This is a genomic window from Halobacillus kuroshimensis DSM 18393 (assembly GCF_000425705.1).
Classification (GTDB): Bacteria; Bacillota; Bacilli; order Bacillales; family Halobacillaceae; genus Halobacillus; species Halobacillus kuroshimensis.
Genome location: NZ_AUDY01000015.1, coordinates 15002 through 37915, shown reverse-complemented (window position 1 = coordinate 37915; position 22914 = coordinate 15002). Strand labels below are relative to the sequence as shown.

The 22914-nt window shown below is 49.4% G+C and carries 18 protein-coding genes; 15 read left to right on the top strand and 3 right to left on the bottom strand.

Annotated elements, in window-relative coordinates; all coding sequences use genetic code 11:
* Positions 1 to 12: 12 nt before the first annotated feature.
* The 4 genes from hemE (at position 13) to H615_RS0118420 (ending at position 4580) form a co-directional block, all read left to right on the top strand.
* Positions 13 to 1050 (top strand): uroporphyrinogen decarboxylase, encoded by a 1038-nt coding sequence (hemE, locus tag H615_RS0118435; protein ID WP_027956520.1) that lies wholly within the window; start codon positions 13 to 15, stop codon positions 1048 to 1050.
* Between the two features lie 13 nt (positions 1051 to 1063).
* Positions 1064 to 1996, top strand: coding sequence for a ferrochelatase (gene hemH, locus H615_RS0118430; protein ID WP_027956519.1), 933 nt, complete (start codon positions 1064 to 1066; stop codon positions 1994 to 1996).
* A 4-nt stretch (positions 1997 to 2000) separates the two neighbouring features.
* Complete coding sequence (hemY, locus tag H615_RS0118425) at positions 2001 to 3407, top strand: protoporphyrinogen oxidase (protein ID WP_027956518.1); 1407 nt, start codon at positions 2001 to 2003, stop codon at positions 3405 to 3407.
* 159 nt (positions 3408 to 3566) lie between these two features.
* A complete protein-coding gene (locus H615_RS0118420) occupies positions 3567 to 4580 on the top strand; it encodes a LacI family DNA-binding transcriptional regulator (RefSeq protein ID WP_027956517.1) in 1014 nt (337 codons plus the stop codon).
* Between the two features lie 104 nt (positions 4581 to 4684).
* Here H615_RS0118420 and yhfH read toward each other — a convergent pair whose 3' ends face one another.
* On the bottom strand, positions 4685 to 4813 hold the full coding sequence (yhfH, locus tag H615_RS22195) for a protein YhfH (protein WP_084163219.1): 129 nt from the start codon (positions 4811 to 4813) through the stop codon (positions 4685 to 4687).
* Positions 4814 to 4936: 123 nt separating this feature from the next.
* On the opposite strand from yhfH, the gene H615_RS0118410 reads away from it, so the two are divergent.
* The 5 genes from H615_RS0118410 (at position 4937) to H615_RS0118390 (ending at position 11511) form a co-directional block, all read left to right on the top strand.
* Positions 4937 to 5668, top strand: coding sequence for an MBL fold metallo-hydrolase (locus tag H615_RS0118410; protein WP_027956516.1), 732 nt, complete (start codon positions 4937 to 4939; stop codon positions 5666 to 5668).
* A 65-nt stretch (positions 5669 to 5733) separates the two neighbouring features.
* Positions 5734 to 6735 carry a lipoate--protein ligase gene (gene lplA / locus H615_RS0118405; RefSeq protein ID WP_027956515.1) on the top strand — a complete coding sequence of 334 codons (1002 nt, stop codon included), beginning with the start codon at positions 5734 to 5736 and terminating at the stop codon, positions 6733 to 6735.
* A 144-nt stretch (positions 6736 to 6879) separates the two neighbouring features.
* On the top strand, positions 6880 to 8418 hold the full coding sequence (locus H615_RS0118400; protein ID WP_027956514.1) for a fatty acid--CoA ligase family protein: 1539 nt from the start codon (positions 6880 to 6882) through the stop codon (positions 8416 to 8418).
* Positions 8419 to 8544: 126 nt separating this feature from the next.
* Entirely contained in the window at positions 8545 to 10092 is a 1548-nt protein-coding gene (locus tag H615_RS21625; protein ID WP_051254768.1) for a bifunctional metallophosphatase/5'-nucleotidase, read from the top strand.
* Between the two features lie 483 nt (positions 10093 to 10575).
* Complete coding sequence (locus H615_RS0118390) at positions 10576 to 11511, top strand: hypothetical protein (protein ID WP_027956513.1); 936 nt, start codon at positions 10576 to 10578, stop codon at positions 11509 to 11511.
* Between the two features lie 319 nt (positions 11512 to 11830).
* On the opposite strand, the gene H615_RS0118385 is transcribed toward H615_RS0118390, so the two are convergent.
* On the bottom strand, positions 11831 to 12295 hold the full coding sequence (locus H615_RS0118385) for a DUF3939 domain-containing protein (RefSeq protein WP_027956512.1): 465 nt from the start codon (positions 12293 to 12295) through the stop codon (positions 11831 to 11833).
* Between the two features lie 288 nt (positions 12296 to 12583).
* On the opposite strand from H615_RS0118385, the gene H615_RS22190 reads away from it, so the two are divergent.
* A complete protein-coding gene (locus H615_RS22190) occupies positions 12584 to 13111 on the top strand; it encodes a competence protein ComK (RefSeq protein ID WP_084163217.1) in 528 nt (175 codons plus the stop codon).
* On the opposite strand, the gene H615_RS0118365 is transcribed toward H615_RS22190, so the two are convergent.
* On the bottom strand, positions 13032 to 13448 hold the full coding sequence (locus tag H615_RS0118365; protein WP_027956510.1) for a YhjD family protein: 417 nt from the start codon (positions 13446 to 13448) through the stop codon (positions 13032 to 13034). The two genes, H615_RS22190 and H615_RS0118365, sit on opposite strands and share 80 nt — an antisense overlap.
* 211 nt (positions 13449 to 13659) lie before the next feature.
* Here H615_RS0118365 and H615_RS0118360 point away from each other — a divergent pair, with 211 nt between their 5' ends.
* The 5 genes from H615_RS0118360 (at position 13660) to H615_RS0118335 (ending at position 22886) form a co-directional block, all read left to right on the top strand.
* Positions 13660 to 14307 carry a TVP38/TMEM64 family protein gene (locus H615_RS0118360; RefSeq protein WP_027956509.1) on the top strand — a complete coding sequence of 216 codons (648 nt, stop codon included), beginning with the start codon at positions 13660 to 13662 and terminating at the stop codon, positions 14305 to 14307.
* Positions 14308 to 14346: 39 nt separating this feature from the next.
* Entirely contained in the window at positions 14347 to 14901 is a 555-nt protein-coding gene (gene lepB, locus H615_RS0118355) for a signal peptidase I (protein WP_027956508.1), read from the top strand.
* A 500-nt stretch (positions 14902 to 15401) separates the two neighbouring features.
* Positions 15402 to 18899, top strand: coding sequence for a helicase-exonuclease AddAB subunit AddB (gene addB / locus H615_RS0118345; RefSeq protein WP_027956507.1), 3498 nt, complete (start codon positions 15402 to 15404; stop codon positions 18897 to 18899).
* Positions 18899 to 22618, top strand: coding sequence for a helicase-exonuclease AddAB subunit AddA (addA, locus tag H615_RS0118340; protein WP_027956506.1), 3720 nt, complete (start codon positions 18899 to 18901; stop codon positions 22616 to 22618). Before addB ends, addA begins: the two co-directional genes overlap by 1 nt.
* Positions 22602 to 22886, top strand: coding sequence for a hypothetical protein (locus H615_RS0118335; RefSeq protein ID WP_027956505.1), 285 nt, complete (start codon positions 22602 to 22604; stop codon positions 22884 to 22886). The genes addA and H615_RS0118335 overlap by 17 nt, the downstream gene beginning before the upstream one ends.
* Positions 22887 to 22914 lie beyond the last annotated feature (28 nt).

Genomic DNA, 22914 nt, shown 5'->3' with positions numbered 1-22914 from the left:
GGAGTCTTATTCATGAAGAAAATTGAGAATGACACAATATTGAGAGCTTTCCGCGGTGAAGAAACCGATCATACACCCGTATGGTTTATGCGTCAGGCCGGACGGTCACAGCCTGAGTACCGCAAATTAAAAGAGAAATACTCATTGTTTGAGATCACTCATGAACCGGAATTGTGCGCCTACGTCACACGTCTGCCTGTCGAGCAGTACGGGGTGGATGCCGCCATTCTGTATAAGGATATTATGTCCCCCCTTCCGGCGATTGGTGTGGATGTCGAGATCAAAAAAGGGGTCGGTCCCGTCATCCATAATCCAGTCCGCTCGAAGGACGACATTCTAAAGCTTGGAACCATTGATCCGGAAGCGGATGTTCCTTATGTTCTGGATACCATTCGTCTGCTTACGAAAGAACAGTTGACGGTTCCGTTGATCGGCTTCAGTGGAGCGCCTTTCACATTGGCGAGTTATATGATTGAAGGTGGACCTTCCAAGAACTACAGCAAAACTAAATCATTGATGTACAGTGAGCCGATGACATGGTTTGCTCTCATGGATAAGCTTGCTGATATGGTGATCGAATATGTAAAAGCTCAGGTGGCAGCCGGAGCCGAAGCCATCCAGATTTTCGATTCGTGGGTGGGCTCCCTGAACGTTGAAGATTACCGGACATTTATCAAACCGGTGATGCAGCGGATCTTTTCTGAACTGAAGGAGGAAAATGTTCCGTTGATTACCTTCGGCGTCGGGGCTGGTCATTTGATTCACGAATGGGATGATCTTCCTGTCGATGTCATCGGTCTGGATTGGAGAATGTCGATTACGGAAGCAAGAAACGCAGGGGTGACGAAACCGCTGCAGGGAAACCTGGATCCGACGATTCTATTATCCGACTGGGACGTCATTGAAGAGCGCGCCAAACGAATCATTGATGAGGGAAGGAAGCATCCGTCCCACATCTTTAATCTTGGACATGGTGTGACTCCGGATATCAAACCGGAAACATTGAAGCGTTTGACCGATTTAATCCACACATACTCAAAAAAGAACTAAGAGGTGAAGCCGCATGGCACAGAAGAAAATGGGACTTTTAGTAATGGCTTATGGAACTCCTTATAAGGAAGAAGATTTGGAGCGTTATTACACACACATCCGCCGGGGCAGAAAACCATCGGATGAGCTTCTTCAGGATCTGCGGGATCGTTATGATGCCATCGGGGGCATTTCTCCACTGGCCCGGATCACGGATGATCAGGCGGAAGCAGTGAAGAACGCATTGAATGAAAAACAGGACGATATTGAATTTCACATGTACCTTGGCTTAAAGCACATTGAACCGTTTGTGGAAGATGCGGTGGCACAGATGGCCGAAGACGGCATCGACGAAGCGGTTTCCATTGTGCTTGCTCCCCACTATTCCACGTACAGCGTGAAATCCTATAATGGACGTGCGAAAGAAGAAGCTGACAAGCATGGCATAACGATCCGTTCTGTGGAAAGCTGGTACGATGCACCGGGCTTTATTGACTACTGGAAGCAGGCCCTGGAAGCGGAATACGGCAAAATGGATGAAGCAGAAAAAGAAAACAGCTGCCTGATCGTATCGGCTCACAGTCTGCCAATGAAGATTTTGGAAGGCGGCGATCCATATCCGGATCAGTTGAAGAAAACAGCGGATCTGATTGCAGAAGCTGCTGGCATCACCAATTATGAAATCGGCTGGCAGAGTGAAGGGAATACACCGGATCCATGGATTGGTCCGGACGTACAGGACCTGACACGGGATCTCTATCATGACAAAGGGTACACCACTTTCGTGTATGCGCCGGTCGGCTTCGTTTCCGATCACCTGGAAGTTCTATACGATAACGATTATGAGTGTAAGGTTGTCTGTGATGAAATCGGAGCAGGCTATTACCGTCCTGAAATGCCGAATACGCATCCACAGTTCATCGACACTCTTGCTGATGTCGTGCTGGATAAAGCGAAAGAGCAGTAAGGCTATGGGGGAACGAAAACAAGTCGTGGTCATAGGCGGGGGGATCACAGGATTAACATCCGCCTATTATCTTCAAAAAAAAGCAACCGAAAAAGACATCCCTCTCGATGTGTCACTCATAGAAGCCGGCAGTCGTCTGGGCGGTAAAATAGAGACTGTGAAAAGGGACGGGTTCACGATTGAACGCGGTCCCGACTCCTTTCTTGAACGGAAGGAAAGCGCCGGACGCCTGGCCCGTGAAGTGGGGCTGGGGGAAGAGCTTGTTCCCAATGGGACCGGTCAGTCCTACATTTTAGTCAATGGACGGCTTCACAAGATGCCGGCAGGATCCTACATGGGAATTCCTACCCGGATCCGTCCGTTCCTTTTTTCCGGGTTGTTTACGCCGGCAGGGAAAATCAGGGCGTCGATGGATCTTGTGAAGCCCAGAAAGACGGTGGAGGGGGATCAGTCACTCGGACTTTTCTTCCGGCGGCGACTAGGGAATCAAGTGGTCGAAAACCTGATTGAGCCGCTTTTATCCGGCATTTATGCCGGGGACATCGACCAGCTCAGCCTGAAGGCGACCTTCCCGCAGTTTTATGAGATGGAGCAGGAGCACGGCAGCCTGATCAAGGGACTGCGCCGCACCACTTCTATACCGAAGCGTAAAAAAGGCGAAAAGAAACCGAGCATGTTCCGGACCCTGAAAAACGGGCTCAGCTCCCTGGTGGATGCGGTTGAAGAGCAGCTGCATCCGGGAACAGTACAGACGGGAGTCCAAGTGAATCATATCGAGAAACAGGATGACGGCTATCAGCTTATGCTCAGTAATGGAACAGTGAAGGAAGCGGATGCTGTAATCATGGCCGTCCCCCACTTCGCTGTTCAGCGCATGCTGTCCCACTTGGACTTTCTTGAGCCGTTTAAAAACATCAATGCCACATCGGTGGCCAACGTCGCTATGGCTTTCGATGCATCAGCCATTAAGAAGGATATTGACGGCACAGGCTTTGTCGTATCGAGAAACAGCGATTTTCGGATCACCGCCTGTACGTGGACACATAAAAAATGGCCGCACTCGACACCAGAGGGTAAAGTGCTTCTCCGGTGTTATGTCGGTAAGCCTTCGGATCAGGAAATCGTCGATAAGACGGATGAAGAAATCCAGGACATCGTTTTGAAGGATTTGAATAAAACGATGAACATTACTGAAAAACCGGATTTTTCTGTTGTGACACGCTGGCATGATGCGATGCCTCAGTATAAGGTGGGGCATAAGGAAAAGCTGCAGCATATTACAGCAGCTATGGAAAAAGAGCTGCCCGGCATTTACCTGGCTGGCGGCTCCTACCGCGGCATCGGTCTTCCTGACTGTATTGACCAGGGAGAAGCGGCCGTAGAGAAGGTTCTCACACATCTTTTTGTATAATGGCACGAGAAGAGCTCCCCGTATCAACGGGGAGCTTTTTTTTTATGCAGCCTTCCTGATAGAAGCCTGCAACCTTATGAAAGGGCTTGCATGAAACGACAAGGCTTAGTATGATAATAATTGGAAACGTTTTCAAATAGCATCAAGGGGGAAATGAATATGGCTACGATTGAAGATGTAGCGAAATTGGCTGGATTATCAAGGACGACGGTGTCCCGCGTCATTAATGACCAGCCATACGTGACTGAAGAAAAGCGGCAGCGAATAGTCCAGGCCATGAAGGACCTCGGGTATGTCCCCAATTCATCTGCGCGCCGCCTGCGCAGCCAGAAAACAGAAACCATAGCAGTCCTGCTGCCCCGGGTTACCAATCCATTCTTCGGAAACTTAATTGAAGCGATGGAGCAGAAAGCATCCGAATGGGGATACCAGGTGATCGTCTGCCAGACCCACCATTCCAGAAAAAAAGAAATAGACTATCTTCAGCTGCTGAAAACAAAGCAGGTGGACGGTGTCATTATGGCTTCCCTCGTCAATGATTGGAAGGATGTCGAACCTTATCTGGAGTCCGGTCCCATCGTATTCTGTAATGAATACATGGAGGATGCGTCGATTCCGATGATTCATATGGATCATAAAACAGCCGCTTATGAAGCCGCTGTTCATTTGCTGGAGCAGGGGTGTAAACATATTGCGTACGCCAGCGGAGGGCCGGAAAGTCATCTGGGGGCTATGCGGAAGCAGGGATTCCTTGAGGCGTTGGAGGAATATGGACGACCTTTCCTCGACGAGCTTAATATCGACTGGGCGATTGATGTCAGTGACGGACAGAAGGTCTTTCATTTGATTCGCAGCGACTTCCCTTATATTGACGGGGTATTTACTGGATCGGATGAAGTAGCGGCCGGTTTAATCTATGAAGCTTCTTCCTCAGACTGGAAGGTGCCGGAGGACCTCGCCGTGGTAGGGTTTGATAATCAGATGGTGTCGCTCCTGATGGTACCGTCTGTCACAACCATCCAGCAGCCGGTCATACAAATGGCGGATAAAACGGTGGAAGTACTCATACAGCAGCTGCTTCATCCGGGAGCCATTGCACCGAAGCGGTATGTCTATCCCCATCAGCTTCTATTAAGAAATTCAACGAAACGCAGAGAGGCAGCCATTCAGTAGTTTTCTACGAATGGCTTTTTTTTATGGCATCCATAAAAAAAGCAGCTGATGCCAGCTGCTTCAAATGATAGGTTCACTCTATGGATTTTTGTGGAATACTGGAATTAACGGGCAGGGTGGTCGCAGTCGTCGCAAACATTACCATAACAGTCGGCTTTTTCCTGAATGACATTTCCACATTGAGCACAGTGCTTTTTCGGCAGGTTACGGAAAAACTCAAGAACATTCATCATGGTAAATCGCCTCCAAGTATTTTTAATGTAAAACCATTGTATTATAACAATATTCAGAAATCAACCATCTGTTATAAAACAAAGCACATTTAGGCAGAATTTTTTGAAAAAGGAGTGGATCATGTGAAAGTGACGATTATCGGATACTGGGGAGCCTACCCGGCGGCAGGAAGTGCGACCTCCGGATACTTGTTGGAGAAGGATGGATTTACGATGCTTGTCGATTGCGGAAGTGGTGTGTTGTCACGCCTGCAGCAGTACAAAAGAGTGATGGATCTTGATGCCGTCCTTCTGACTCATTACCATCATGACCATATAGCGGATATCGGACCGCTTCAGTATGCGATGCTCGTACAGAGCACTCTGCATGAAACGAATCAGAAACTTTATATCTACGGTCATAAAGAAGACAAACAGCAGTTTGAGCGACTGAGCCATCAGTATACAGAAGGCGTCGGTTATGACCCTGGAGAAACGCTTAAACTTGGACCATTTACGATTGACTTTCAAAAAACCTCCCACCCTGTTCCTTGTTATGGTATGCGGATCAGTGATGGGGACAACACGATTGTTTATACAGCGGACACGAGTTATTTCGAAGCGTGGGCGGACTTTGCAGAAGGGGCGGATCTTTTGATTACAGATACGAACTTCTATCATGGAATGGATGGGACCGGTCCGGGGCATATGACCAGTACAGAAGCTGCCTCGATCGCCCGGGATGCCGGGGTGGATACGCTCTGGCTCAGTCATCTCCCACATTTCGGGGATCATACCCGCCTGCGCCAGGAAGCCCAGAACGTTTTTCAAGGAACTATTCAGCTCGCAGAGGAAGGTTTATCCTGGAGTAAATAGATTGTTTCTCCTTTTCTAAACGATTACAATGGTACATGGAATAAGGACTGGAAAGGATGAAAGCCATGCTTTTTATAGACCACGAAGGAATTAATGATCCCAGGATTAATCTGGCGATCGAGGAGTATGCCTTAAAAAATCTCGATATTAATGAAACCTACTTACTGTTCTATATCAATGAACCGTCCATCATTATTGGGAAGAACCAAAACACGGTGGAGGAAATCAACACCAATTATGTAGAAGATAACGGCATTCACGTTGTACGCCGCCTGTCCGGTGGGGGAGCCGTTTATCATGATCTCGGAAACTTGAATTTCAGCTTCATCACGAAGGATGACGGAGACAGCTTCCATGATTTCGCTAAATTTACGAAGCCGGTGACAGAAGCCTTGAAAAAACTCGGTGTAAATGCGGAGTTGTCCGGAAGAAATGACATCACCGCAGAGGATGGACGGAAAATTTCAGGAAATGCCCAGTTTTCTACACGAGGGCGGATGTTCAGTCATGGAACGTTGATGCTGGATTCTGAAATCGAAAACGTTGTATCTGCGCTGAATGTGAAAACAGAAAAGATCAAATCCAAAGGAATCAAATCGATCCGAAGCCGCGTTGCGAACATCTCTGAATTTCTCGAAGAGCCGATTTCCATGGAGGAGTTCAAACATCTGATTCTCCGCTATATTTTTGATGTGGAGGATGTGAAGGATGTACCACAGTATAAGCTGACTGCGGAAGACTGGGACAACATCCATAAACTCGCCGATGAGCGCTATAAAAACTGGGACTGGAACTACGGCCGTTCTCCGAAGTTCAACATCCAGCACACCAAGCGGATCGAAGGAGCAGGAAGTTATGATGTCCGTCTTGATGTGTCTAAAGGTACCATCCAGAATGCAAAAGTGTTCGGAGATTTCTTCGGTGTCGGTGATATCCATGTGATCGAGGATACATTAATCGGATGCAGGTATGAACGCCAGGCTATCTCTGAAGCCTTGGATGAGGTGGATATTTCCTATTACCTAGGGAAAATCTCAAAAGAAGACTTTTTGAATATCCTTTATTGAAAGATTCCCGGTCTCTTTTGGAGGGGCCGGGTTTTTCATATTTCAGGTTTAGACATAAGTTGATAAAAAGTTTTCAGTATTTTATAATTAATTAGAAAAAACAAATAGTGAATGATTATTCATTCATGATAAGGGGGAGCATGCATGAATTTAAGCGGACAGCTGATGCTGACGGCTCGAGAAAACCCTGACAAGGATGCCTATGTTTTTCAAGGTCATTCGGTCAGCTACAAAGAGTTCGATGCGTCCGTAACGAAATTCGCTTCAACGTTGTCCAGGCTTGGCTATGGAAAAGGAGACCATGTGGCTTTGGTAAGTGGGAACAGTCCTCTGTTTATGATCGGCTTGTACGGAGCCCTCCGTGCGGGAACGACCGTTATTCCAATCAATCCGACCTACACAGCATCAGAAATTGGATACATTTTAAAGAATGGAGATGTCAAAGCTGTCATCACTATGGATGTCCTTTTGGAAATTTTTGAACAGTTGGATCATCACAGTGATGTGGAGCAATATTTTGCTGCCGATACAAACAGCGGTATTGATTTATCCGCATCTTCACTGTCTCCAAAAATGAAATCGTTTACAAATGCGGTGGAGGAAGGCAGTCCGGCCTTTGAGGGCCCGCCGCTTGAGGATGAAGACACGGGGGTCATCCTTTATACCTCAGGAACGACCGGGAAGCCGAAAGGTGCGATGCTGACCCACCGGAATTTATATTCCAACGCCACAGATGTGGCGGACTACCTGGAGTTTTCTTCCGAGGACCGGGTCATTGCCACACTGCCGATGTTCCATGTTTTCTGCCTGACCGTCTGTTTGAATGCACCGCTTATGAACGGGGGGACCGTCCTCGTCATTCCGAAGTTTTCCCCTCAGGAAGTATTTGCTGTGGCAGATGAATATAAAGCTACCGTGTTTGCCGGAGTGCCGACGATGTACAATTATTTGCAGCAGACAGGAAGAGATCAGGTACAGACCTTCCGCCATATGCGTCTGTCCATCTCCGGCGGTTCATCGCTGCCTGTATCCCTGCTGGAATCTTTTGAACAGCAGTTTCACGTACGGATCTCAGAAGGGTATGGATTGTCGGAGGCTTCGCCGGTCACGGCCTTCAACCCGCTGGACCGCCCGAGAAAAGCTGGATCAATAGGGAGAAATATAAAAAATGTAGAAAACCGCGTCGTGGATGAACTAGGGGAGGATGTTCCTGTCGGAGAAGTCGGAGAGTTGATTGTCAAAGGTCCGAACGTGATGAAGGGGTATTACAAAATGCCGGAGGAAACAGCTGTAACAATCAGAGATGGCTGGCTTTATACCGGTGATATGGCCCGTGTGGACGAAGAAGGGTATTTCTACATTGTGGACCGGAAGAAGGATATGATTCTTGTCGGGGGCTATAATGTCTATCCAAGAGAAGTGGAAGAGGTTTTATACAGCCATGAGGATATTACAGAAGTGGCGGTCGTCGGTGCGCCGCACCCGGAGCTTGGGGAAACAGTCATCAGTTTTGTTGTTTCCAGGAATCCGTCTCTGGGGGAAGCCGAACTGCTCGCTTTCTGCCGTGAGCGGCTCGCCAAGTATAAATGGCCGTCCCGGATTGAGTTTCTACATGAACTGCCGAAGAACACAACAGGGAAAATATTAAGAAAGAATTTACGTGAACAGCTCACCAGTTCTTAATCTTTAAGCCGTTCCGGTTTTATTCAGCCGGTGCGGCTTCTTTAATTTAACAATGATTTATAAGAACTTAAGACCCCGTTTATTTTCTCTTGATATTTTAAAGAGGAATAAGGAAGGGGAGGGTGTATGAGAACGTTCAAACGTCGAATGCCGCTGCTGTTAGGACTGCTGCTTGTTACAGGTTTTCTGCTGGCTGCTGAAACGCTGTATTCCGAGGAGCGTGTGGACATTCAGCTTCTCGGTGTCAACGATCTGCATGGTCAGCTGGAGGCAGAACTGACCTTTGATGGAAAGAAAGCGGGAGGTGCTGAATACCTGGCCGCTTACTTAAAAGCCTGTGAAAAGGAGAACCCTCACTCTCTTATCGTTCACGCAGGGGACATGATTGGTGGAAGCCCGCCCATTTCTTCATTGTTTCAGGATGAACCAACGGTCGAATGGATGAACAGGGTGGGCTTTGATGTTGGAACACTTGGGAACCATGAACTTGATGAAGGAGTAGAGGAAATGACGCGCCTGCTTGACGGGGGATGGCATAAGCAGACAGGGACGTTTTCTGGTTCGACAACACCTTATACTGCTGCAAATGTCGTGGATGAATCGACAGGAGAGCCGCTGCTACCTTCCCACATCATTAAAGAAATCAAAGGTGTACCCGTCGGTTTTATTGGAGTGGTGACGACAGACACGAGGGATTATGTCCTGGAAGAGAATTTGGAAGGCATCAGGATTACGGATGAAGTGACGGCGGTCAACGAAGCGGTTCAGGAATTGAAGGATAAAGGGGTTTCCTCCATTATTGTCCTTGGTCATGTATCGGCTGCATCTGACAAGACCGGTACAAAAGGATCCGAGTCCTTTGTGGAGATGGCTGGAGCCATTGATGATGAAGTCGATGTCCTGTTTGCCGGGCATAACCATACGTATGCGGATATTGAAGTAGATGGAAAACTGATCGTTCAGGCCTATTCGTACGGCCGGGCATTTTCCAAAGTGGATTTGACGATTGACCCGGCAACTCAAGATATTGTTAATAAAGAAGCGGAGATTGTTGTGACCTACCACGAAGGGATGGACCCGGATCCGGAGACAACGGCACTGCTGGAGCCGTATCAGGCTCAGATCGAAGAGGAGTATCACCAGGTGCTGGGAGAGGCGGAACATGGTTTGTCGAGGAAGAAGGATGAAAAAGGCCGTTCTGCACTCGGTGAGCTTGTAGCCGATTCACTGAAGGAGAACATGCAGGCGGATATGGCATTTGTGCATCACGGTGGGATACGTCAAAGTATCCCTCAAGGTCCCATTCAAGCTGTGGACCTGCACTCATCGCTTCCATTCAAGCATTATGGGGTCCGTCTGGCAATGACCGGCGAACAGATTGAAGACGCGCTGCTTGAACAGTGGAGCGAAGGACGGACGAACAGGGTTCAGCCATCAGGAATAACGTATCAGTGGGAAAAGAAAGACGATGTGATTTCCGTCTATAACCTGCGGGATCAAGACGGTGAACCGGTGGATCCCGAGCAGATCTATACGGTCGCTGTCACCCAGTATCTGGCTTATGGCGGAGATGGTTTTGAAGCGTTCGGACGTGGGGAACTCCTCCGTGAAGGTGATCTTCTTGTGGATATCGTGTCAGATCATATCTCTGGAAACAGCCTGTTGGATGAGTAGACTGCCTTTTACGGCAGTCTCAGTCTGTAGAAAAAGTTCGTCCTATCCAGCTAGAATTGTCCGTATGTCATGGTGAGAGGGCACGTTCCGCTTATCGGTGGATGCCTGCCGCGGGAACGGCCTAAGCTGACTTGGTCAAGAAAACCAATGGACCAAGTGGATCTTCGGCTCGCACTGTTCCCGCATGCGTCACCACCGAACGCTCTTCGTGCCGATGCCTGTGGGAAGACAGCTTTATCCTATGATAAAAGAGAACGCTGAGCATAGCTCCTTCGCCGTTTCAAAAGAACAGTACAGGCTGCGTTACTGCCGACTGCGTGCGGAAAATCCTATCCATGACCAAGTATTGGTGATCGCTCCTTTGGATTCACTAGAAAAAAGGTTTCTCTACAAGCTGAGACTGCCTTTTGCGGCCGTCTTTTTTTCATGGATGTGAAACGTTCATGTGGGTGGGGACGTAAAAAAGGAAAGGGGGAATGAATCGTGGAGAAACAATTATCCCGATTGATGGAAGCCAAAAAGGACGTACATAGGCTGAAACGTTTGGAACGTGAACATAACCAGCTGGAAAAAGAGCTTCAGGAGGCACGCGGAAAAGAAGCCCGTTTCGCTCGTAGACTGGAGGAGGAAAAAGAGGATGTGGAAAAGCTGGAGGGTGTCCGTTTGAGTCATCTATTCGTTGTCCTTACCGGCCAAAAGCAGGACCGGATGGAAAAAGAAAAGCAGGAAGTGGTCGAGGCTGGTATGAAATGGCGGGAGGCTGAAAAGTCACGAAAGGACATAGAAGGGGAAATACGCCATATCGAAGAACGAATGCAGAGCCTGAGCGGTGTGCGGGCACGCTACCGTACTCTCTACGAGGAAAGAAAAGACGCGCTTGTTTCCGGCGGAGGTGATAAAGGAGAGCGGCTGCTGGAAATCAGTGAGAAGCGCTCGCAGCTTCTTGCAGAGCTGAAAGAAATTGAAGAGGCCCTGCAGGCAGGCAGGGAAGCGCACAAGGCTTTGGAGACGGCCTCGGAGTTTTTGACGAAAGCGGAAAACTGGGGCATGGCTGATATGCTTGGCGGCGGTCTTTTCACCACAGCTGTGAAGCATTCCAGAATGGATGAGGCAGAAGAAGCTGTTCATATGGCCCAACAGCATTTGCGGAAGTTTGCAAATGAAATGGCGGACATCGGCGAATTCGCCGATGTGGACCTCCGAATCTCTGAGGGCTGGACAATAGCTGATTACTTTCTGGATGGTTTGATTGTGGACTTATTTGTACAGAATAAGATCCAGCAATCCCATGAAGAGGTACGCAGGATTCGAAAGCAGACGCACGGATCTCTTGTTGATCTGGAGTCTCTGCAGCGGGATTATGAGAAGAAAGGGATGGTGTGGAAGGAAGAGCAGGACGAGTTGATCAAATCCTCGTAAGGGAAGGTCAAATGTCATTTCTTAGTAAATACGCAAGGAGTTGCGGGAAACCGCAACTTTTTTTCGGTGATTATGAGCGGAAGATATATTACAATAAAAACAGATAAGCGGTGATGCTTATTGATCTCAAACCATTTGCGATTGGTTGTCGTAAATGGGTCAGTAACTTGTTACTGATGAGTGTAATGAAAAGAATCTTCCCTCTCAGAAGAACTTTTCAAACAATTTATTCCCTCACTCAAAAGTTAACCAGTCGTCTCTTTTGGCCAATGCTTCCTATGAAGCATTGGCACTTTTTTTGTCTTTTTTTCTCTTTCTACTATTCCGGCTTCTTATAGGTAATCATAAACTCCTCGTCTGTGAGATAAAAGTCACGATTGGGGCGGCGCTGTAACAAATCACGTTTTTCCAGCTTATAATAATTTATCCGTTTAAAAGGGTCATGATCAATGACAGGAAGTTCCTGAGTCTGTTTCATGTATTGATCCACCGCATGTTGAACGAGGTCCAGATCCTGTGCTAAGTCCAGGTCGTCTTCTTCAAACAGTTCATAGGTTTCTCTGGACATATAGTAGTTCTTTTCCGGAAGCCCCGCAAGATATGGAGCCAGTAGATCATAGTCCAGTGTCAGGTCCTGATTGATGAGGACACTCAATGGAACATCTACTGGTTTGTGATCAGCGAAGGTGTGAACAGCTTTACGGACATCGTGGATCGATAAGTCACGGACTTCCAATGTTTGTTTTCTGCCGTCTTGTGAATGTTTCTTTTTACGTTTCCACATGAATAGTCTCCTTTCTTTGGAATGGAGGGAATGAGGTGCCTGTTATGAAAGGTCAGCCTGAACTTGAGGTTTTTACACTGCTCAATCCGGATTTCGGACAGAAGGGGGAAGAAAAGAAAGACGCTTCCCCGGAAGGCAGCGGCTGTTAACTGTAGTATAGCAGATATGGATATTTTTTTGAGAATGTTTAGACTTTTTTCGTGGTTTTTGGTAAATTGAAGAAGAAAAGCGGTAAGATCGACCTGCAGGGAGAGTTACCGCTGTCTAAATGAGAAAGGGTGTTTGTGCATGACGCATGTGCAGAAAAAAGAATATGAAATCAACCCGAAGACGATGGCGCTGGTTGCTGTCCAGCAGGATAATGGACAAGTCTTTACCGAAGTTGTAGAGCGGGAAGAGCGCTTCTATGTGCACGCGGCTCCCAGTACGATCGTGGATGATTCCTGCCGCTATTTCGCCAGCAGTCTGGACGGGCGCATGGCCGGGACGAAACAACTGACAAGCTACACGCATAAACCTCCGATTGTCATCTCCGAAGCTATGGGTATTTATTTCTTCCCTATTATTTCCCCGAAACGAAAAGAATGCTCCTGGGTCGCCCACAAATATATCCGGACCTTTAACGGTGAGCGTGATAAAACGACGACGGTCCATTTCGGACAAGGAACATCCGTCAATTTTCCTGTTTCTGACGGGATGTTTGCCAATCAGGTGCAGCGCACAGCTCATCTGCGCGTTATTCTCGAAGACCGTTTTCGTGGTGGGCCGGCTGCCTCTGAGCGACGGGCGGACCGGATTGCTGAGACCTTTTCATAAGCTCAAAAAGAATGTTTTCCACCTTTTTGCGGATGGCCGGGTTGAAGTAGTTCCGCTTTTCCTCATAGCCGTGGGCAAGGAATAGAAAAGACGTGAAGGAATCATTGCGTCCGGACTCCACAACCTGGATCTTCATGGCATCCATCTGTTTTCTCAGCTCTTTTCGTTCCTGGCGCGCTTCCAGCTCCATTTTACCGAGCAGCTCCATGTACGGCTCCTTTATTTTAAATTTCCCCTGTTCCACGTGTTTCCGATCCTGCCTGATGACTGTAACCGCCATAGATAAAAACAAGTAGCGGGAAGCGAGATCCAATTCTTTCTGTTTTAAGTACCTCATGTCATTCCCCTCCGAATACGAACAAACGTTCTTGTTTTGTATTATACCACGCAGACATCCTTTTTATGCAACCTGTTTTTTCGAAGAGGTTAAAAGTGGCAGCGGGGGAAAGTCTCGGGAATCTTGATTAAACAGACTGGGCAGAGGGGATACCTATCCTATAAAATAAAAAGAAAACCCCTCTTCATAGGTGTACATAAGGAGCTTCATCATGGATGCTGTATTTGAAAAAATCAATCAATGGCGGCATTTAGCTGAGAACGATCAGCTGTTTGATTATATCATCCGCCAGCTGGAGGAGCTGGATCGCCTCGGTCCGCTTCCCGGCATTCTTCTTCCACTGCTGGAAGCCTTTCTTCCTGTTCTACCCTTAGTGGCCTTTGTGCTGGCCAATTCAGTGGTGTACGGGCTGTTCCGCGGATTTTTATATTCCTGGATCGGCTCGGTGATCGGTGCGGTCAGTGTTTTTCTCATCATCCGCAGGCTCGGAGATAAAAAGCCGTTCCGCGCCATTACAGAACAGAAGCAGGTGAAACGGGTCGTCGTCTGGGTGGAGGAACACGGCTTCGGGCCTTTGTTTCTGCTCATGTGCTTTCCTTTTTCGCCTTCCGCGGTCATCAATGTCGTTTCCGGTTTGTCCAAAGTCAGCCGCCAGCAGTTTATTCTTGCTGTTCTATTAGGAAAATCGGTGATGATCTTCACCATCTCCTATGTGGGCTCAAGCATTGCCTCATTCGCCCAGAATCCGGTGAAATCGATTGTCGTCGGTATCTGTATTCTTCTATTCTGGATTCTCGGAAAATATCTGGAGGGGCGGATTCAGAGGAAGGCAGAGCGGAAAGTGCACCGTGACGATTAAGTTCGTTCCATTGCGGGTAAAATGTGGATAGACCAACACATGGAGGAGCAGACCATGAAAACATACCTGAAATGGATACGGACTGTCCTGCTTGCCCTTCTGCTGGCGTTTGTTTTCCGGTCCTACTTATTTGCGAGTTATGTCGTCGATGGGGAGTCTATGGAGCCCACTCTGTATGACGGCAACCTTTTGATGGTGAACAAAGCCGTGTATGACTGGAGCGAGATAGACAGGCAGCAGGTCATTGTGTTCCATGCTAATGAAGATGAAGACTATGTCAAACGGGTCATCGGCATTCCCGGTGATGAAATAGAGTTTAAGAATGACCAGCTCTACGTGAACGGTGTCCTTATGGATGAAAGCTACCTTGATGATCTTCGTCCCAGTGACGGCCTTCCTTTTACGGAGGACTTCACGCTGGAGGAAGTGACAGGGTCCACAACGGTACCGGAAGGGCAGTTGTTCGTCATGGGGGATAACCGCAGAGACAGTCTGGACAGCCGCTACTTCGGTTTTGTATCGGAAGAGACGGTTGTCGGGAAAGTGGATGTCCGCTACTGGCCGTTCAGTCAGCTTGGATTACAGTTTAAATAGCCGGGAAACGGCTTCAGCGGACCTTGGGCAGGGAGATGATCTGTTCCTGCAGACGACCCTGCAAAACCTTCCATAGGCCTTTACCCAATGAGATGCTGACAAAAGGGGATCATCTGTTAAACAGATGATTCCCTTTTTATTTTTCAACAGGGTTAAAAGCGTCCGTGTCCGGGTACTGGTGACGTCCATTTTCCATCCCATAAAAAATATTGCCGTGATCCGAATCAGGTGGAGAAGAGCCTGTTTCGATCCCGAAAGGAGCCACCCCTTCTACTCCTGCGGAAAAAGCCCCGTCAGGGTGGTCTTCCTCGAGGAGACTTGGACGTTCGTCTGCGGAAAGGGAAGGATCTGTGCTCCTGAAGGGACAGAAGCAACAACAAAGGCTTTCTCTACGAGAGGTGAGGGGACACCTTCCTTTTGCGGAGTCACGGGATTCTTCATTTGGTGAGGAAAAGTGATAAAATAGAAGCAGTATGGAAAAAAAGAAGGGAGCGGAAAAGATGGGTCTGCGTTTTTTAATCGGCCGATCGGGAGCGGGGAAAAGTACGCGCTGCCTCGATGAAATCGAACAGCGTCTGCAGGAAGCCCCGCGCGGTCCGGCCATTGTCTATATTGTGCCTGACCAAATGACGTTCCAGCAGGAATACGGGCTGCTGAAACGCGAAGGTATGGAGGGATCGATCAGAGCCCAGGTCTTCAGCTTTTCACGCCTGGCCTGGCGTGTGCTTCAGGAAACGGGCGGGGGAACGAGGAAGTTTATCAGTTCAACAGGTGTTCAGATGATGCTGAGGAAAATTGTAGAAGAGCGCACATCCGACTGGCGCGTCTTTCAGAAGGCTGTTGAGAAGCAGGGGTTCATTGCTCAGCTGGAAGGAATCATTACCGAATTCAAACGGTACCGGATTACGCCTGATGATCTTCGTTCCCAGATGGATGCGCTGGAGCAGTTCGTTCACTCCACCAGTCAGGAAGAAGGACTGAAGGAAAAGCTGGACGACCTTTTCTATATTTACGACAAACTAGTAGATGCTCTAAGAGAGCAGTACATAGACGGAGAGGATCAGCTTCAGCTTCTATCTGAAAAAATTGGGGAAGCCGGTTATTTAGAAGATGCGGAAGTCTATATTGACGGTTTCCACAGCTTCACACCCCAGGAATACGGGGTCATCGAAGCGTTATTGAAAAAGGTGAAGAACGTCCACGTCACTCTGACGACCGAAAATCCTGAAGAGACAGGGAACTCAGAGCTGGATTTGTTTTATGAGACGAAACAGACCTACCTTGACCTGAAAAGGACGGCCGAGGAGGCGGGCACGCCAGTCGATGACGTGGAGGTGCTTGATCATACCGCGGGTCGGATGAAAGATAATCCTGCCTTCCTTCACTTGGAAAAGTATTATGATGTGCGCCCGGCTGAGTCTTATCCTGGTCAGGTCCCTGTAACGATTGCGGAAGCCGTCCATCCGCGGGCGGAAGTTGAAGGTGTCGCGCAGAAAATTCTTGAGCTTGTCCGCGACCAGGGGTATCGGTTTAAGGATATGGCCGTGTTGATGCGGGAGCCGGATGTGTATCACAGTTTGATTGAAACCTTGTTTGATGATTATGGTATTCCTGTGTTTATTGATGAAAAACGGACGATGCTCAATCATCCAATGATTGAACTGATTCGTTCGGGACTAGATGTGGTGGAAGGGAACTTCCGTTATGATGCGGTGTTCCGTCTGTTAAAGACCGGATTTATTCCAGCATCCCATCCGCGCTGGCCGCTCACAGAGGATGCCATTGATGAACTGGAGAACTATGTGCTTGAATACGGCATACGCTCCCGAAGTCAATGGTTTTCGGAAGAACCTTGGGTATATCAGCGGTTCCGCGGGTTTGAACAGGCGTCCAAGACGGATGAGGAGAAGGAAAAACAGGACCGGATCAACGCTTACCGGGAGCAGGTACGTGAGGCTCTGCAGTCCTTCGATGAACAGCTGCGTGCGGCAGAGTCGATTGAAGGCAGAGCAGGGGTGCTGTATAAATGGCTTGAAAATCTTCGTGTTCCGGAACAGCTGGAAACGTGGCGGAACGATTATGATGAACGTGGAGAAATTGAGCGGGGGCGTGAACAGGAGCAGGTGTGGGACGCATGTCTGCAGCTGCTGGATGAAATGGTGGAAATGGCCGGAGAGGAAAAAATGTCGCTGCAGGTCTTCCGGAAAACGCTGGACAGCGGACTGGAGGCTCTCACGTTTGCCCACGTTCCTCCGAGCATGGACCATGTCATTATCGGGAGTGTCGACCGTTCCAGGATGACGGGTATCAAAGCCGGATTCCTGCTCGGTGTGACGGATGGGATGTGGCCGATGAAGCCGCCCGGTGACGGAATGATCTCCGAACAGGAGCGCTCCCTTCTCGCTGAGCACGGATTGAAACTTGCTGACGGAAGCAGCCGGCAGCTGCTGGACGACCGTTTTTACGTGTACCTTGCTTTGACGATGGCTTCTGAGCAGCTATGGGTGAGTTATCCGTTGAGCAACGAAGAAGGAAAATCGAAAGTACCGGCGACACTCATTCAGCGGATCGAAGAACTGTTCCCGCGCTGTACGGAGCATGAATTGTGGCAGGAGCCGGATGATCTCCACGATGCACGCCGGTTTATTACCAATCCGGCAAAAACACGATCGGCGTTGACGGCACAGTTTTCCAGATATTTGAAAGGGTACATGATGCAGCCGGTCTGGTGGGAACTGCTCAACTGGTACATCGATCATGAGCCGGCCCACGGGCTGACGAACCGCGTGCTGCAAAGCCTCTTTTATCGAAATCAGCCGGTCGATTTGAAAGAGGAAACGACAAACCAGCTGTTTGATAAAAGGCTGAAAACGAGTGTCTCCAGACTTGAGACGTATCACCGCTGTTCCTACCAGTACTTTGCTCAGCACAGCCTCAACCTGGAAGAGCGGCGTACGTATAAACTGGACGCCCCGGATATCGGGCAGTTATTCCACGAAGCGCTGAAGCAGATTACCGAATGGATCAAGGAGGAAGGGCGCGATTTTTCCCAGCTGCAGCGTCCGGAGACGGACCAGTATGCGGAACGGGCGACAACCTACCTTGCTCCAATCCTGCAGAACCAAATATTGAAAAGCTCCAACCGCTATCAATATATTCAGAAGAAGCTTCAGCAGGTCATTGCGAGAGCTGCTTTCGTTCTCAGTGAACAGGCCCGGAAGAGCAGCTTCTCTCCCGTCGGCCTTGAGCTTGGTTTCGGGACGGAAGGTGCCGAGCTGCCCCCGTTATCTCTTGATCTGCCGAACGGCTATGAACTGATGCTGCGCGGACGGATTGACAGGGTCGACAAAGCTTTGTCTCAGGAAGATTTGTTTCTTAGAATCATTGACTATAAATCAAGCAGCAAAGGCTTGAACCTGGTCGATGTTTTTTACGGCCTTTCTCTGCAGATGCTCGCGTATCTGGACGTCGTCCTGACGAATGCGGAGCAGTGGCTCGGCATGAATGCTTCACCGGCGGGGGTCCTGTACTTCCACGTACACAACCCGATGATTACCGGGAAACAGCTGCTGCAGGATCAGCAGATAGAAGAAGAAATCTTTAAGAAATTCAAAATGCAGGGGCTCCTGCTGGAAAATGAACGCGTTGTCCAGATGATGGACACGGGTCTTGACAAGGGATACAGCCAGATTGTCCCGGCGGCTCTGAAAGCGAACGGCGGCTTTTACAAGAGTTCAAAAACGGCCGATGCCGAACGTTTTGAACAGCTGAAAGCCTATATCCGCGAATTGATGGGTCAGGCAGGGACGAAAATTACAAATGGAACAATTGAACTGGATCCCTATCAGAAGAAACAGCAGGTCGCGTGTGAACACTGCTCGTTCCGTTCCGTCTGTCAGTTTGATCCGACCCTTGAGGGGAACGACTACCGCAAACTGCAGGACTTGAACGATGACGATGTGTTGGCACGACTGGCTGGAAGGAAGGAGAATTCATAATGGTCAGCTGGACAAAAGAACAGGAACGGGCCATTTACTCGCACGGCTCCGACATCCTCGTAGCAGCGGCGGCTGGTTCTGGGAAAACGGCCGTCCTCGTTGAACGGATCATTCAAAAGCTGCTGCATAAGGAGAATCCCGTGGATATCGACTCCCTGCTTGTTGTGACCTTCACAAATGCGGCCGCTCAGGAGATGCGGAACAGGGTCGGACAGGCGCTTGCCAAAGCCCTTGAGGACAATCCGGGCTCCCATCACTTAAAAAAGCAGCTGGCTCTGCTGCAGAATGCGTCGATTTCAACGCTGCACGCTTTCTGTATGGACGTGGTGCGGCGGTATGCCTATATGCTGGACCTTGATCCCGGCTTCCGTATTGCGGACACAGTGGAGGCTGATCTTATCCAGCAGGAAGTCCTGGAGGATCTGTTTGAGGACTGGTACGGCAGAGATGGAGAAGAGCAGGAACGGTTCTTTGACGTTGTGGAACGCTTTTCCAGCGACCGCAGCGACCTGGATGTGGAAAAACTCGTGCTTGATCTTTATACGTTTGCTACACAGAACCCGTGGCCGGACCAATGGCTTGATCAAATGGCAGCCATGTATGATGTGCGTGAAGATGAGGAAGAAGAACAGCTGGTGTGGCTCGACCTGTTGAAGCAGGAAGTATCCAGCCAGCTGAAGGCGATGGAAACCGAGGCCCGGCAGATGCTCGATCTTACCAGGGAGCCGGACGGCCCGTATGCATACGGAGAAACCGCAGAAGGTGATCTTGAACTCATCCAGCAGGCGAAGGGGGCGCTTGCCCATTCGTGGTCTGAGCTTCAGGCGTTCATGGAAGGACAGAAATTCAAAGCTCTTTCCAGAAAGAAAATGGACGCAGATGAAGAGAAAAAGGATGAAGCGAAGAAAATCCGCGACCGGTATAAGAAGCGGTGGAATGAGTTGAGGGACGAGTGGTTTTCCCGTACCCTGGAAAGCTATCTGAAGGATATGAAGGACCTGTATCCGGTCATGGAACAGCTGGTCATCATCGTTAAGGACTTTAAGCAGCGCTACGAGCAGTTGAAAAAAGAAAAGGCGATCGTCGACTTTTCCGATTTGGAACACTACTGCCTCAATATCCTTCTTGATGAATCCGCCTCCTCTGAGGTACTGGCGGCTTCACCGGTGGCGGAGGGCTTTCAGCGCCAGTTTTCTGAAGTGCTGATTGATGAATATCAGGATACCAACCTTGTGCAGGAGACGCTGCTCCGCCTGTTGACCGAGGGGAAAGACGCCGGTCATCTCTTCATGGTGGGGGATGTGAAGCAGAGCATTTACCGTTTCCGCCACGCCGAACCTTCGTTGTTTTTAAATAAATACAAGGCTTACGCTGCGGAAGGAAGTGTGGGGGAGCGTATCGATCTCGCCCGTAACTTCAGAAGTCGGAAGCAGGTGCTGGATGCGGCAAACTACATTTTTCGTCAGGTGCTCGACGAGGAAGTCGGGGAGATGGAATATGAGAAAGAAGCCGAACTCATTTACAGCAACACGATTTATGATGAATTGACTTCGGATGATACCGAGGCTGAGCTTTTTGTTATTGACCGAGAGTCCCAGGAAGGGGACTCGGAAGATGACGAAGCCTACAAAGATTTGGAAAAGGCGCAGCTGGAAGCACGGGCCTACGGAAAAATGATCCGGCGCTGGCTCGGGTATGAAGGTGGGGATCCTGTTCAGGTGGTCGACAAGGAGACCGGAACGAAACGGTCGATCCAATACAGGGACATCGTCATTTTGATGCGTTCCATGACCTGGGCTCCGACAATCGTTGATGAACTGAAACAGCAGGGGATTCCGGTTTATGCGGAACTTTCAACCGGATATTTTGAAGCGATCGAAATCAAGGTGATGCTGAGTATGCTGAAGGTGATTGATAACCCGATGCAGGATATCCCACTAGCTTCGGTATTAAAATCGCCGATTGTCGGACTGAATGAGGATGAGCTTGCGCAGATCCGTCTGGCGAAAAAACGCTCCACCTACTATGAAGCGATGCAGGCTTATGTGGGAAATAATGAGCTGGATCGTAAAGTGGATGATTTTCTCAAATTGTTGAAAAGCTTCCGGGAACGGGCGCGCCAGGGGGCCTTGTCGGAGTTGATCTGGGAGATTTACAGAGAAACAGGCTATTACGATTTTGTCGGTGGTATGCCGGGTGGACGTCAGCGCCAGGCCAACCTCCGTGCCTTGTATGACCGGGCCCGTTCTTATGAAGCAACGTCCTTCCGGGGATTGTTCCGTTTTCTACGGTTTATCGAGCGGATTGAAGAGCGGGGCGATGATCTCGGGGCGGCCCGTGCGCTCGGTGAGCAGGAGGACGTTGTCCGGATCATGACCATTCACAAAAGTAAAGGGCTGGAATTTCCGTTTGTCATTCTTGGAGCTGTCGACAAGCAGTTCAATATGATGGATTTGAAAAACCGGTACCTGCTTCATAAAGATTACGGGTTCGGTACAAGATATATTAACCCGCAGAAGCGGCTCATGTATCCGACGCTTGCCTATCACGCGTTGAAGGAAGCGAAGCGCAGGGAGCTTCTGGCTGAGGAAATGCGGGTCATGTACGTGGCCTTGACGAGAGCGAAGGAAAAGCTTGTTATGGTGGGGAATGTTGCTTCTTTTGATAAAAAGCAGAAAAAGTGGCAGCTGGCGGCCGACGTCAAGGACTGGGTCCTTCCTCCACATGACCGGCTCGAGGCAAAATCCTACCTTGACTGGATCGGTCCTGCCTTGATCCGCCACCACCAGGCAGATGAGCTCCGGGGAGAAATGGAAGTGCAGACCGCTGAAGCCATCCAGTATGACCACTCGCAGTGGAAGGTTCATATCGCCCACGGGAGTGAATTCAATGTGCTTGACGAAGTGACGGAGAAGCGGGATGAAGAACTGCAGACGGCGGTCGAGGAGTGGACGCAGGTGGACGTGGAAGCGGATGTGGATCCTTCTTATGTGGAGCGGCTGAACTTTGTCTATCCTCACGAGCAGGCCGCTTATACGAGAGCGAAGCAGACAGTAACGGAAATGAAACGCCAGCGGGAGACGCTTGATGAATACGCCGGTGACCAGCTGTTAACTCCTTACCGTGCCCCGATTGTCAGGCGCCCGCGTTTCATGCAGGAAGAGAAAAAGCTGACAGCAGCGGAGCGGGGAACAGCCATGCACACCGTCATGCAGCATCTTCCTTTTACAAAAGTATGGACAGCAGCCGAAGTAGAAGAGTATGTGGAACACCTGGTGCTCAAGGAAATTATGCGCAGGGAGGAAGCCGATGCGGTGGACCCCGAAGCCGTCGCGCAATTCTTCCATACATCTGTCGGAGCCATGGTGCTGAATGCGGAGACGATTGAACGGGAGATCCCCTTCAGTTTGACGCTGCCGGCCCACGAAGTGTATGCCAAGTGGGAAACAGAAACAGAGGAGCAGGTATTCATCCAAGGGGTGATTGATGTGGTGATTCCTTATGAGGATGGATGGATGATTCTTGATTACAAATCTGACCAGATTCCTGAGCAGGGGGAGAAGGCCGCACAGAAATTGGCCGATCGTTACCGGACCCAGCTCGGGTTATATAAAACGGCTCTCGAAAAAATCTGGAAGCAGCCGGTACGGAATACGTGCCTGTACTTCTTTGATGGACCACTCGAGGTGGAGGTGGAGACCGATGGAGGGAACGTGTGAGCTGTGTGGACGCTCGCCCGTGAAAACGACGGAGCATCACCTGGTTCCAAGGCAGTACGGTGGTGTGGAAGGACCGACGATTTGGCTGTGCGGTGCCTGTCACCGCCAGATTCATGCATTGTTTACGAATGCGGAGCTGGCTGGTTTTTATCACACACCTGAACGCCTGAAGGATCACCCTGCCATGCAGAAGTATTTGCGATGGGTGAAAAAGCAGGATCCAAAAAAGAAAATAACGACGAGAAAATCCAATCGAAGGAAACGTTGAAAAACCGGGGATGCCCCCGGTTTTTTTC